13 protein-coding genes are annotated in these 12,594 nt (G+C 70.8%); 9 read left to right on the forward strand and 4 right to left on the reverse strand.

Annotated elements, in window-relative coordinates; genetic code table 11:
* The first annotated feature begins 159 nt into the window (after positions 1 to 159).
* Positions 160 to 2,466 carry an alpha-N-acetylglucosaminidase gene (locus ACESMY_RS09860; protein WP_372784409.1) on the forward strand — a complete coding sequence of 769 codons (2,307 nt, stop codon included), beginning with the start codon at positions 160 to 162 and terminating at the stop codon, positions 2,464 to 2,466.
* A gap of 9 nt (positions 2,467 to 2,475) precedes the next feature.
* Positions 2,476 to 3,606 (forward strand): acyltransferase family protein, encoded by a 1,131-nt coding sequence (locus ACESMY_RS09865; protein ID WP_372784410.1) that lies wholly within the window; start codon positions 2,476 to 2,478, stop codon positions 3,604 to 3,606.
* A 7-nt stretch (positions 3,607 to 3,613) separates the two neighbouring features.
* On the opposite strand, the gene ACESMY_RS09870 is transcribed toward ACESMY_RS09865, so the two are convergent.
* The 3 genes from ACESMY_RS09870 to ACESMY_RS09880 all read right to left on the reverse strand — a co-directional run bounded on the left by ACESMY_RS09870 (position 3,614) and on the right by ACESMY_RS09880 (position 7,365).
* Positions 3,614 to 4,498 (reverse strand): permease, encoded by an 885-nt coding sequence (locus ACESMY_RS09870; RefSeq protein ID WP_372784411.1) that lies wholly within the window; start codon positions 4,496 to 4,498, stop codon positions 3,614 to 3,616.
* A gap of 94 nt (positions 4,499 to 4,592) precedes the next feature.
* On the reverse strand, positions 4,593 to 6,581 hold the full coding sequence (locus ACESMY_RS09875; RefSeq protein WP_372784412.1) for a hypothetical protein: 1,989 nt from the start codon (positions 6,579 to 6,581) through the stop codon (positions 4,593 to 4,595).
* Positions 6,582 to 6,729: 148 nt separating this feature from the next.
* Complete coding sequence (locus tag ACESMY_RS09880; RefSeq protein ID WP_372784413.1) at positions 6,730 to 7,365, reverse strand: glutathione S-transferase family protein; 636 nt, start codon at positions 7,363 to 7,365, stop codon at positions 6,730 to 6,732.
* Positions 7,366 to 7,581: 216 nt separating this feature from the next.
* Here ACESMY_RS09880 and ACESMY_RS09885 point away from each other — a divergent pair, with 216 nt between their 5' ends.
* From ACESMY_RS09885 to ACESMY_RS09895, 3 genes are all read left to right on the forward strand, one after another.
* Positions 7,582 to 7,854, forward strand: a complete 273-nt coding sequence (locus ACESMY_RS09885) for a hypothetical protein (RefSeq protein WP_372784414.1) — start codon at positions 7,582 to 7,584, stop codon at positions 7,852 to 7,854.
* 72 nt (positions 7,855 to 7,926) lie between these two features.
* Positions 7,927 to 8,247 (forward strand): autorepressor SdpR family transcription factor, encoded by a 321-nt coding sequence (locus tag ACESMY_RS09890; RefSeq protein WP_372784415.1) that lies wholly within the window; start codon positions 7,927 to 7,929, stop codon positions 8,245 to 8,247.
* The gene (locus ACESMY_RS09895; protein WP_372784416.1) at positions 8,244 to 8,645 is read left to right on the forward strand and encodes a hypothetical protein; all 402 of its coding nucleotides are present in this window, start codon (positions 8,244 to 8,246) and stop codon (positions 8,643 to 8,645) included. Before ACESMY_RS09890 ends, ACESMY_RS09895 begins: the two co-directional genes overlap by 4 nt.
* 21 nt (positions 8,646 to 8,666) lie before the next feature.
* On the opposite strand, the gene ACESMY_RS09900 is transcribed toward ACESMY_RS09895, so the two are convergent.
* Positions 8,667 to 10,187, reverse strand: a complete 1,521-nt coding sequence (locus ACESMY_RS09900) for a carboxylesterase/lipase family protein (protein ID WP_372784417.1) — start codon at positions 10,185 to 10,187, stop codon at positions 8,667 to 8,669.
* A 107-nt stretch (positions 10,188 to 10,294) separates the two neighbouring features.
* On the opposite strand from ACESMY_RS09900, the gene ACESMY_RS09905 reads away from it, so the two are divergent.
* The 4 genes from ACESMY_RS09905 (at position 10,295) to pgsA (ending at position 12,522) form a co-directional block, all read left to right on the forward strand.
* Entirely contained in the window at positions 10,295 to 10,666 is a 372-nt protein-coding gene (locus ACESMY_RS09905; RefSeq protein WP_372784418.1) for an ArsR/SmtB family transcription factor, read from the forward strand.
* Entirely contained in the window at positions 10,663 to 11,103 is a 441-nt protein-coding gene (locus tag ACESMY_RS09910) for an SRPBCC domain-containing protein (RefSeq protein WP_372784419.1), read from the forward strand. Before ACESMY_RS09905 ends, ACESMY_RS09910 begins: the two co-directional genes overlap by 4 nt.
* 15 nt (positions 11,104 to 11,118) lie before the next feature.
* On the forward strand, positions 11,119 to 11,835 hold the full coding sequence (locus ACESMY_RS09915; RefSeq protein ID WP_372784420.1) for a hypothetical protein: 717 nt from the start codon (positions 11,119 to 11,121) through the stop codon (positions 11,833 to 11,835).
* 63 nt (positions 11,836 to 11,898) lie between these two features.
* Positions 11,899 to 12,522, forward strand: a complete 624-nt coding sequence (gene pgsA / locus ACESMY_RS09920; protein WP_372784421.1) for a CDP-diacylglycerol--glycerol-3-phosphate 3-phosphatidyltransferase — start codon at positions 11,899 to 11,901, stop codon at positions 12,520 to 12,522.
* Positions 12,523 to 12,594: the final 72 nt, after the last annotated feature.

Below are 12,594 nucleotides of genomic sequence, written 5' to 3' on the forward strand. Positions count from 1 at the left end.
CGGGTTAGCTCCTCTTCGATCCCGGCAACCGCCGACGCGCGGTCGCAGCCCCGAGGACGCGCGCCAAGACCTCGACATTGACGCCGGCGCGCGGGGCACGTCACTTCGCATGCCGGCGGCGATCCAGAGGCCGGCGTGGTTCGAGGGCGCGCCGCCAGGATGAAGGTTCCCGGGTCTCTGTCGCGTCGCCAGGCGCTCGCGCGGTCGTTCGGCGCCGGGCTCTTGGCCTGGAGCTCGCGGGCGTGGGCGGCGAGCCCGCCCACCGATCCGGGCGCCGCGCGGGCCGTGCTGGCGCGCCTCTTCGGGCCCCGCGCGCGGTCCATCTCGCTCACGCTGGAGCCCGCGCCGCAGGGCGGATCGCGGCCCTGGTATGCGGTGGAAAGCCGGGGCGGCAGGGTCTCCGTGCGCGGCGATACGCCGGTCGCCCTGGTGCGCGGCGCCTATGCGGCCTTGCGCGACGCCGGGGCCGCCCACATCAGCTGGGAGGGCGACCGCGTCGTCCTGCCCGCGCGGTTCCCGGACCTCGCCACGGGCCGCGTGGAGAGCCCGTTCCGGCATCGCGCGTACCTGAACACCTGCACCTTCGGCTACACGACGCCCTGGTGGGGCTGGGGGCGCTGGAGCCGCGAGATCGACTGGATGGCGGTCCATGGGATCGACATGCCGCTGGCCATGGAGGGCCAGGAATATGTCTGGCGCGCCCTGTGGCGCGAGGCGGGGCTCTCCGAGGCGGAGCTCGCCGCCTATTTCTCCGGGCCGGCCTTCACGCCCTGGCAGCGGATGGGCAACATCGAGGGCTATCGCGCGCCGCTGCCCTCGGCCTGGATCGACAAGAAGCGCGACCTGCAGCGCCAGATCCTGGCGCGGATGCGCGCGCTGGGCATGAGCCCGATCCTGCCGGCGTTCGGCGGCTATGTGCCCAAGGCCTTCGCGCTCAAGCATCCCAAGGCCCGCATCTATCGGATGCGCGGCGGGCCGGGCTTCCACGAGACCTATTGGCTGGATCCCGGCGACCCGCTGTTCGCCCAGCTCGCCGGCCGGTTCCTGGCGCTCTACGCCGAGACCTATGGCGCGGGGACCTACTACCTGGCCGACTCCTTCAACGAGATGACGCCGCCGCTGGCCGACGACGGATCGGACGCCCGCGGGGCCTTCGACGACGCCACCGGCAAGACCACGGCGGCCAAGGCCCCGGTCGATGCGGCCCAGAAGGCCCGGCGCCTGGCGGCCTACGGCAAGGCGATCCACGAGGCGTTCCGCAAGACCCGGCCAGACGCCGTCTGGGTGATGCAGGGTTGGCTGTTCGGCGCCGACCAGAAGTTCTGGGACGCGGACGCCATCGCCGCCTACCTGAGCCAGATCCCCGACGACCGGCTGATGATCCTCGACATCGGCAACGACCGCTATCCGGAGAGCTGGCGAACCGCCCGGGCGTTCGGCGGCAAGCCGTGGATCTACGGCTATGTGCACAACTACGGCGCCAGCAATCCGGTCTACGGCGACCTCGACTACTACCGCGCCGACCTTGCGGCCCTGACCGCGAGCCCGGACACCAAGGGCCTGGCGGGTTTCGGGATGTTCCCGGAGGGGCTGAACAACAACTCCATCGTCTATGAGGCGGCCTACGACCTGGCCTGGGGCGCCGGCGGGGCGTCGCGCGCGGCCTGGCTATCGACCTACGCCCGGGCCCGCTATGGCCGGACGACGCCGGAGCTGGAGGCGGCGCTGGGGACGCTGGTCGAGGCGGCCTATTCCACCCGCTACTGGACGCCGCGCTGGTGGGAGGGCCGGGCCGGCGCCTACCTGTTCTTCAAGCGTCCGACGGCGACCATCACCGCCTTCGAAGGCCATCCCGGCGACCGCGCCAAGCTGGCCGCCGCCGTCCGCGACCTGACGGCGTTGGCGCCCGGGTTCGCCGGCGAACCGCTGTTCACGATCGACCTCACCGACGCCGCCCGCCATCTGGCCAGCGAGGCGATCGACCTCCTGCTGATCCAGGCCGTGTCCGCCTATCGGCGCGGCGACCTGGCGGCCGGCGATGCGGCTCGTCGCAAGGTCGAGGACCTGGCGCTGGCGCTCGACGCGCTACTGGGTGTGCGGGCCGAGACGCTCGCCACCTGGATCGAGGCGGCCAGGGCCTATGGCGACACGCCCGCGGACGCCCGCGCCTATGTGCTCAACGCCAAGGCCCAGGTGACGGTCTGGGGCGGGCAGGGGAACCTCGCCGACTACGCGTCGAAGGCCTGGCAGGGGCTCTATCGCGACTTCTACCTGCCGCGCTGGTCGCGGTTCCTGGACGCCCTGCGCAAGGCGGGACCGGGGCCCTTCGACGAGGCGGCCGTGGTCGGCGAGATCGCGGCCTGGGAGCAGAGGTGGGTCGAGCGGGACGCCCGCTACAGCCGCGAGATCCCGGCGGACCCGGTCGACTCGGTGCGGCGGCTTCTCGCGCGGCTCGACCGGGCCTAGGCTCCGCCCATGGCCAAGCCTGCCGACCGCTTCCTGTCGCTGGACGTTTTCCGGGGGTTGGCCGTCTGCCTGATGATCGTCGTCAACACGCCGGGCGGCGGCGCAGAGCCCTATCCCTGGCTGGTGCACGCCAAGTGGTTCGGCTTCACCGGCGCCGACTGGGTCTTCCCGTCCTTCCTGTTCGCGGTCGGCTGCGCGATGAGCTTCGCCTTCCAGCGGCCGACCACCGATGGCGCATTCGCCGCCAAGGTGCTGCGGCGCACAGCCCTGATCTTCCTGCTGGGCTTCCTGATGTACTGGTACCCGTTCTTCCATAGGGAGGGCGGCGCCTGGCAGATCGCGCCCTTCGCCGACACCCGGGTGATGGGGGTCCTGCAGCGGATCGCGCTCTGCTACGCGCTCGCGGCCTTCGCGGTGCGCTACCTCACGACGCGCAAGCTGGTGATCCTCTCGGTCGTGCTGCTGCTGGGCTACTGGGCGATCCTGCTGACCCTTGGCGATCCGGCGGCCCCGTTCTCCAAGCTCCGCAACGCCGGCACGCGGCTGGATCTCCTGGTCCTGGGCCAGGACCACCTCTACCGCCGCGACGGGGGCTTCGATCCGGAGGGCCTGCTCGGGACCTTGCCGGCGACGGTCAATGTGATCGCGGGCTACCTGGCGGCGCGGTTCCTGACGGCGGCGGCCGACCCGCGCCGCGCGGCGCTCAGGATGGGGCTCGCCGGCATCGTCCTGGTGCTCGCCGCCCTGGCCTGGAGCCCGGCCTTCCCGATCGCCAAGAAGCTCTGGACCGGCAGCTTCGTCCTCCTGACCGTCGGGACCGACCTCATGGTGCTGGCCGCGCTCGCAGCCGGCCTCGAAGGCCACGCGCCGCACCCGCTCAGCCGGTTCTTCGCCGGTTTCTTTCGGGTGTTCGGCCGCAACCCGCTGGTGATCTACCTGTTCTCCGAGCTCTTCGTGGTCACCCTGGGCCAGATCGAAGTCGCGCCGGGCGTCGGGGTCTATGACTGGATCGGGGCGAACCTCTTCCAGGCGCTGGTTCCCGGCGCGCTCGGCTCGCTGCTGTGCGCCATCGCCTACATGCTGGTCTGCTGGCTGCTCGGCTACGTCCTCGACCGCCGCGACATCGTGGTGAAGCTCTGAGCCGCGTTCAGGCCTCGGCCGCGGCCACCGGGAGCGTCCCCCGGAACGCCGAATAGAGCAGGGTGATCGCCGCATAGGTGACCACTGCCACCACCAGCCAGCGCAGGAGGTCGAGCGGCATCTCGCGCACCGCGAAGGCCGCCACCAGGACCGCGGGGATCCCGCCCAGCGCCATGGCCAGCACGATCCGCAGGTCGAGCTCGGCCTCGTGGCGCACCAGGCGCACGCTGGCGCCGGCGATGCAGAACGCCGCCGAGCTCGCCATGATCGGAAAGGCCAGCCGCGGGTCCATGCCGAAGAGGCTCAGCATGGCCAGCGTCGGCGCGTAGTTGCCGACCCCGAAGTTCACCAGCACGCCAAGCACGAAGTGGGCGGCGATCGCCACCGCCATCAGCTCCGGCGGCAGGCCTGTCGCCGTCCCGCCGGCCGGCATCAGCTTCAGGTTGGCCAGAGCGTAGAACCCGGCCGCGATCAGCAGCGCCGCGCCCACCACCGCCTGCACCGTGCGGACCGGCGTGCGCGTCACCAGCCGCACGCCCACCAGGCCGCCCGCGATCATCGCCGCGATGCAGCCGCCGAGCAGCACCGGGTCCACCTTCACGCCCAGCAGCACCAGGAAGACGCCCGATTGCAGGAGGGTGGGCAGGTTGTAGCCGGTCACCAGGGTCGAGGGGATCAGCCGGTCGGGCACCAGCCTGCGGACCCGCATCCAGGCCATGGTCGTGGCGAAGGAGCCGATGCCCAGGGTGTCGAAGAAGTTGGCCACGGCCGACATCGCCAAGGCCTCGAGCCGGGGCCGCGTCGCGCCGGCCGCCAGACAGGCCCGCGCCAGCACCACGCTGAAAAAGATCGAGATGAGGATCAGCGGGATCAGCAGGGCCGCGACGATCATCCGAAGCGCTCCTGGCCCTGCCGCAAGGCCCCCCAGCCAAGCTCCCCCGCGGCGATACCATCGCGTTTCGCGATCTCTGGCAATGCCCGAGGGATCAGCGTGTCTGCGCGCCCAGCTCCACCCGTTCGGCCGCCGTCAGGTCCAGCGCGCCCGCCTTGCGCAGTTCCATCCGCGCCGCGTCGCCCTGACCGAGCCGCGCCAGGGCCTCGCCGGCCTTCAGGTGGTTGCGGCCCCAGTTGGGGGCCAGCTTGCCGGCCTCGGCGAACTTCCTGGACGCGCCGGCGAAGTCGCCCTTGGCCATCAGGGCTTCGCCCCAGATCTGCGGCGGATCGGCGAAGCGCGGCGCCTTGGCCTCAGCGGTCCTGAGCACGGCGATCGCGCCGTCGGGGTCGCCCTTGTCGAGCCGCATGCGGCCCAGTTCGGCGTAGGCCAGCGGCAGCGAGGGCGCCTGGCGCTGGGCCTCGGCGAACCACCGCTCGGCGGCCGGCCAATCGCGCGCCTGGGCCGCGACTTGGCCGCGGACGCGCAGGCAGGGATAACAGTCCAACGGCGTCTTACCGATCAGCGTCTGGGCCGCAGGCACATCGCCGGTGCGCGCCAGCGCCAGCGCCTCCAGCGGCCAGCTCAGCACCTGCTGCATCAGGCCATAGACCGGCCGCTTGGCTTTCTCCGCTTCCAGCACGGCGTCGAATGCCCGTGCGTCGGCCAGCGCCTTGTCCCATTGGCCCTGCTCAGCGAATATCCAGTAGCGGGGAAGGGCCGGGAACGCACCCACCGCGATGTCCCAGGCCAACTCGGAGTCGGAGTGCTCGGTCGCCCGGCTCATCGCCTTGCGTGCCGACGTCAGGTCATGCCCCAGCGCGTCGGTCGTGGCGGCCATCAGGGGACCCAGCGCCCCGCCCCCGAAGTCGGTTTCGGAGCTGGTCTGCCTCCACCACCCGCTCGAACCCTTGTAATCCGCCTCCAAGAAACTCAGCCAGGCGTGGGCCAACAGCCGGTTCGAAGTATAGAAGATCTCGCTGGTGTCGGGCAGGCGCTTCTGGGCGTCCATCGCCAGGCTCCTGGAGTAGGCCAGATCCGCCTCCTCGCGGCCCATCCAGACCGCGGTGTTCACGAAGGCGATCCGATCGTTGATGTCCGCGCCGGTCCCGGGGGTGCGGCCGAGGGCGGCGTGGCGGAGCGCCGCGGCAGGATCGCCGTGGTCGGTGATGTCCATGACCGCCCACTTGGCGTAGGCCCAGCCGCGTTCGCCGCGCGGGCCGTTTGTGGCCAGCTCCGAGATCACCTTGAAGGCCTCGTCCCAGCGGCCCTCGTTGTCCAGGTATTCGGCGTAGCGATAGGGCTGGCTGTCGCGATAGACCGCCTCGGCCGCCTGCCGGGCCAGCTCGTCGAAGGCCGAGACCGGGCCGGTGAAGGTCTTCGGAGGCGCGTCGCCCATCCGCGCGGTCAAGGCGATGCCGTCCGGCGTGGACACAACCTCGCCTGAGACGTGGCCGACCTGGCCCAGCCGCTCGCGCAGCAGCTTGTCGAACTCGGAGAAGGTCAGGCCGGTCTCGGGGATCTCGACCTTGAAGTCGCGGCCCCAGTCGTTGCTGTAGGACTGGCTCGGGCGGTCCGACTGGGCCGTGGCGGTCTGCAGGACCTGCAGTTTGTCGAGGAACCGGCTAGCGGCGACCTGGCCGGTCAGCCCGGTGCGCGCCAGCTCGGGCGGCACCGAGAAAGCCTCGATCGCCAGGCCGTGCGCCTCGTGCGCCTCCCAGGCCATCGCGCCGACCAGGGCCACGATGGCGGCGCCGGCGAACGCGGTCATGACTTGCAGCAGCGCCCGCATCCGGTCGGCGAAGCGGCCCCAACGCAGGCGCGAGATGATCAGGCCGCGCTGCTCGTGCAGGTGCTCGGCCTGCAGCTCGGCAAGCCGGGCCTGCCCGCGCAGGAAGCTGTCGAGTTCGGGGTCGTCGGACTTCGGCCGAGCCCTGCCGCGCCGCCGCGCGACCGCCAGCTCCATGGCGGCGCCGAAGCCGGCGGCGTTGGGGTCCTGGCTGGCCGAAAGCCCGGCTCCGGACTCTTCTGGCGACTCATCCATGGCGCGCCCCCCAGCAGCCCCGTACTCGCGGACTCTAGGCCTAGCCGATGACCCCCGCGGTCGCAAATCCTGGCAGCCCCGAGAGCCGGTCCCTCCGGGGTTTGCGCAAGCTTAGGATGGAGCCTTCGCCTCGCGAACGTCGCACCGCCTAGGCCGCGTCGCGGAAGTCGCCCATCTGGGCGTCATAGGCCCGCGCGAAGGCCGGCCGCGCCGTGCAGCGCTCGACATAGGCCTGCAGCCGCGCGTCGGTGACCAGTTTCGGGGCGATCCGCAGCACCGTGGTCATCATCAGGTCGCCGGCGGTGAAGCGGTCGCCGTCGAGGTAGGGCCTGTCGCCCAGCGCGTTGGCGAGCGAGGCCAGGCGGTGTTGCGCAAACTCCCGCGCGCCGGGCCCTCGCAGCTTGGCCCACTCCTCGCCGGCGTAGAACAGCTCGACCGCGGCGACGTTCATGATGTGCGGCTCGATGGAATTGAGCGCCGCGATCAGCCACTGCGTCGCCCGCGCCCGCGCCGCGGCGTCGTTCGGCAGCAGGGTCTCGCTGCGCTCGCCGATGTGCAGCACGATGGCCCCGGTCTCGAACAGCACCCGGCCGTCCTCCTCGAAGATCGGCACCTGGCCGAACGGCTGCAGCGCGCGATAGTCGGGCTTGTCCTGGTCGCCCTGTTCCAAGAGGCGCGTGCGGTAGGGCAGGCCCGCCTCCTCCAGCGCCCAGCGCACGCGCAGGTCGCGCACCTGGCCCTTGGCGAACGGCGGAACCCAATGGAAGGCGGAGATGGTGATCATCGGAATGCTCCTTCGTGACCGGCCCGCGAGTTCCGACCGTGCCGGGCGGGCGTCCGACTCCTAGACGAACGCGCAGGCCTAAATCCGACAGCGGCGTGACGATTTCCGGCCGGAAGCCAAAGGAACCGGTCGATCCGGTGGCCAAGGCCGCCAGGATCGAAGTGCGTTCCAGGGCCCACAGCGGAGCCAAACAGGCGTCACGGTGGTTAGGCGGGGATGGATGACCACGATGATCCCGCCGCCGAGGCCCGCAAGGCGATTGAAGGCATAGAGAAGGCGACCGAGGCGTTCGCCGAAGGCCGCGCCGTGACGAAGCCTCGGAGGTTCGTCCGGTTCGCACTGCTCGGCGCGATCGCCGCCTTCGCCGCGGCGTTCGGGATGTCCAGGCTCGGGTCGCCGGGGCTCGGGTTCGCCTTCTTCGTCCTGGCCGTCCTGCTGACCATCTACTGCGCCTGGGCGGCCGTCAGTCCCGCCGAACACGCCGACTAGCGCCGCCTCTCCCTCTCGCTGCACGGGGGAGAGGCGTTGACATCAATTCGATGTTTAGCTAAATGTCACCCTATGAACGCCGTGTTCAAAGCCCTGTCCGACCCGACGCGTCGCCACGTCCTGGAGCTGCTCCGGGAACGGCCGATGACGGCGGGCGAACTGGCGGACCATTTCCCGGTTTCCGGCCCCACCATGTCGGCGCATTTCGCCGTCCTGCGCGGCGCCGACCTGGTCGATGTCCAGAAGGTCGGGAAGACGGTGGTCTATCGCCTCAAGCTGTCGGTGCTGGAGGATGCGCTGCTGGGTTTCGTCGGAGCCTTCAGCGCCGTCTCGCGCCCGGCCAAGCCGGGGGGCTCAGCGCCGGCCGCGCCGGCCAAGGGAACAAGCTCATGATCCACCGGAACCTGACCGTCGCGCTGGTCACCGCCGGCGTCTATGTCGGCGGGGCGTTCGCGCTCAAGTCCGCGGAGCGGGCGGGCTACCTGCCGCCGGATTCGGCCGGCCGCGCCCTGCAGGTGTTCAGCGGCCTGGTGCTGGCGGCCTACGCCAACTTCCTGCCGAAGACGCTGGGGACCTTCCGCAATCCTGAATCGGCGATACGCATGGAACAGGTGCTCAGGGTCAGCGGCTGGACCTACATGCTGGCGGGCCTCGCCTTCGCCATCACCTCGCTGCTGCCGATCTCCGACACGATCCCGCTCGCCCTGCTCGGCACGGCGACCGCCTACGTGCTGGGCTATTCCGCCTGGGCCTTCATGGAGCACGGCCCGCGCAAGGGCACGCCGACCTAGCGCCTCTGCCTCTCGCCTCGCTTACCTCGCCGCGTCCCAGGCCTTGGTCGCATTGGCTACCGCCGCGGCCTCGATCTTGTCGTCGAGCGGGGTCGCCTGGGCGGTGTGGGGATGGGCGTCGAAGGCCATGTAGGGCGAGGCCTGTTTGGTCACCGGCGCCCAGTTCGGCGCGCCGCCGCCGTTGGGATTGCCGGTCTTGGCGAAGCGCACCCAGTAGTCGCCCATCAGCTGGGAGACGTGGGCGTCGGTCTCGTCCCAGACCTCCTTGTCGATCCGCGTGCCGAACAGGTAGCTGAGCTCGCCGCCGTGCATGGTCCCGACGGCCTCGGCCCGGTCGCTGCCGGCCACCTGGTCGAAATAGTAGGAATAGGCCGGATGCCCGGCCGCGGCGTTGCGCTGGGCCAGGTAGCGGGACGGCTGGATCGCCAGGCTCTGGGTGATCAGGTCGGGCTCGGCCCCTGCCTTGCTGGGCCCGGCCGCGCGCACCGCCTCCAGCAGCTCCGGATAGGCCGCGCCGAGCGCCGCCTTGGCCGGGGCCGGGTTGTCGCCGAACAGGCTCGCCTCGTGGCTATTGCCGCCGATCATCAGGCCAACCGGCAGCTGCAGGCCCTTCCGATAGCTGTCGCCGGGGCTGCGAAGCGCCAGCACACCGTCGGCCATGGGTCCAACCGGGCCGGACTTCAGGGCGTCGGCCAGCGGGATGGCGCGCAGTTGCGCGGGCGTGGCGTCCTTCAGGCCAAGGCCCGCGGCATAGCTAGCCCCGAAGGCCTCGCCGGTCAGCGGGCCGCCGCGGATCGAGGCCGCCGCGGCCGTGCCGCCGCCGGACTGGGCGATGGCGCGCACGAAGAGGCCCTTGGCGGCCGGCGAGGTGGCCAGCATCTGCACCGCCACGGCGCCGGCCGACTCGCCGAAGACCGTGACCTTCGCGGGGTCGCCGCCGAAGGCGCGGATGTTCTTCTGAACCCACTGCAGGGCCGCGATATGGTCCATCATCCCGTAGTTGCCGAGCCGTCCGCCGTCGGCGTTCTCGGCGGTCAGCGCCGGGTGGGCGAAATAGCCGAGGCGCCCCAGGCGATAGTTGATGGTGACGACCACCACGCCGCGTTTGGCGAGCGCCGAGCCGTCGTAGAGCGGCACGCCCGCCGCGCCGCGGATGAACGAACCCCCGTGGATGAACACCATCACCGCGTCGCCGCCCTTCTCCACCTTGGCCGGACGCCAGACGTTGAGGAACAGGCAGTCCTCGCTTTGCGGCCCGACCCGGGCCCAGGCGTCGTCGCTCAGGTGCGGCTGCGGACAGGCCGCGCCGAAGGCCGTGGCGGGCCGCACGCCCGTCCAGGCGGGAGCCGGCTGCGGCGCCCGCCAGCGCAGCGGCCCGCTCGGCCCGGCCGCGTAGGGGATCCCCTTGAAGACCAGCAGGTCGCCGCTCTGCGTCCCCTGCACGACGCCGGAGTCGAGCTTCGCCGTCGGCTCGGCCCGCGCCGGGCTCGACAGGATCGCGGCGGCCGCCAGGCCCACGGCTAAGGTCTCGATGGCGTTCACGCGGTCGACTCCCCAAGGTTTTCCCCATGGTGAGGCTTCGCCTTGCCGATGGCGACGGTGAAGTTGCAGGCTTGACAATGGCGACCGCTTTTCGAATAGTACACCACATGGTGAACTATCAGCAGGGCGAGCTCGACCGGGTCTTCGCGGCCCTCGTCGACCCCACCCGCCGGGCCATCCTGGCGCGGCTGGAAGAGGAAGAAAGCCTGTCGATCAGCGCGATCGCCAAGCCGTTCGCGATCAAGCTGCCCGCGGTGATGAAGCACCTCGATGTCCTTGGGGACGCCGGCCTGATCACCCGGGCGAAACACGGGCGCACCGTCGACGTCCGCCTGTCGCCGGATCCGCTGCGGGCGGCCACCGACTGGCTTCGCCGCTACGAGCGGTTCTGGTCGCCGGCGCTCGACCGGCTAACCGCCTACGCCGAGAACAGGGAGGCCGAGGCCCGCAAGGCTGAAGCCGGGGGGATGGGCGAATGACCAGCCTCATCCTGGTTCGCCGGATCGCCGCGCGTCCCGCCATCGTCTTCGACGCCCTGACCACGGCCGAGGGCGTCGCAGCCTGGTGGGGCCCGGACGACCAGCCGGTGATCCTGGCGGAGGTCGACGCCCGGGTCGGCGGCGCCTACCGCGTACGCTTCCGCACCGACGACGGGCTAGAGCACGAGGCCTGCGGCGAATTCCTGGAGATTGCCCGGCCCGAACGCCTGGCGATGAGCTGGCGCTACGCCTTCGGCGGCGAGCCGCTGGAGCTCGGCCGCACCTCGCGCATCGAGATCGATCTCAAGCCCATGGGGGAGGGGACCGAACTCACCTTCACCCACGCCCTGCTGTTGAACGCCGCCTCGCAGGCGAGCCACGAGCGGGGCTGGACCGGCGCATTCGCCAAGCTTGTGCGGCTCTTCGCCGCCGCCTGAAAAAGGACTCCTCAGATGCCGAAGCCGCTCAAGACGATGACCCTGGCCTCCGCGGGAGTCCTGGCGCTCGCCCTGGCCTGCGGTCCGTGCCGTGCGGCCGACGCGCCGGCGAAGACCAGCCGCTATCCGGCCATGGCCCCGATCGCCGACTACCGCCAGGCCGATGAGGTCGCCATGGCCCGCAGCGCCGCGCCGGCCTCGATCTCCGGCGAGGCGGAGGTCATGACGCTGGGCGCGCGCGGCTACGAAACGGCGGCGAAGGGCAAGAACGGCTTCGTCTGCATGGTCCAGCGGTCTTGGGCCAGCGACTTCGACGACCCCGAGTTCTGGAACCCGAAGGAACGCGGGCCGATCTGCTTCAACCCGGCGTCGGTGAGCTCGGTGCTGCCGTCCTACCTGAAGCGCACCGAATGGGTGCTGGCCGGCGTCTCCAAGGCCGACTTGCTCGCCCGCACCAAGGCCGCCTACGCCGCCAGGACGTTCACCCCGCCGCAGGCCGGCGCCATGGCCTACATGATGTCGAAGGCCGGCTACCTCAACGACGCGGCCGGCGGCCACTGGCATCCGCATCTGATGTTCTTCCTGCCGCGGACGGCGCCCGGCGACTGGGGTGCGAACCTCCCGGGCGCGCCGGTGCTGGGCGCCGCCGCCGCCTCCGAGCCGGTCACGGTGTTCTTCGTGCCGGTGGCCAACTGGTCCGACGGAACCCCCGGGGCGATGAAGATGGAGTAGGGACGGATCGCGCGACCCGCTAAGCTGGCTGGAACGAAGCTTCAGCTTGCACGCTCGGTATCTATGAAATCCCTCCCGAACATCCTGACCTCCATGCGCCTGGTGCTGGCGCTGTTCATGTTCGTGGCGCTGGCCGCGGCGGCCGGCGCGGTCCCGGGGCTGTCGGATCACCTGGAGCCGCAGGTGCAGTTCGGCCTGCAGCGCTGGGCGGTCTACGCCTTCGTCATCGCCGCGGTTACCGACTTCTTCGACGGCTGGCTGGCCCGCAAGATGGACGCGGTCACCGTCTGGGGCGCGATCCTCGATCCGATCGGCGACAAGGTGCTGGTCTGCGGCGCGGTGCTGGGCCTGATGTCGCTGGGGGCCCAGCCGATGGTGCTCTTGCCCGCGGGCCTGATCCTCTTCCGCGAGTTCACGGTCAGCGCGCTGCGCGAAGTGGGCGCCGGCAAGGGGATCAAGCTGCCGGTGACCCTGCTCGCCAAGTGGAAGACCACCCTGCAGCTCACGGCGCTGGCCATGGAGCTCATCGTCGGAGCCTGGGGCGCCTTCCCCTTCCTGCCGCAGGATCCGGCCGTCGAGGGCCCCTTCATCATCGCCGCCCACAGCCTCTTCTGGCTCGCCGCGATCGTCACCCTGATCACCGGCGCCCAGTACTGGGAACAGACCCGCAAGGCGCTGGAAGGCTGATCCCCGAAAATTTACGCGACCCTCTTGCGCGCCAGCTCCGGCCTTGATACTTAAGATATCACTTAAGTATGG

Origin of the sequence: Phenylobacterium sp. (assembly GCF_041691455.1) — a bacterium.
Taxonomy (GTDB): Bacteria; Pseudomonadota; Alphaproteobacteria; order Caulobacterales; family Caulobacteraceae; genus Phenylobacterium.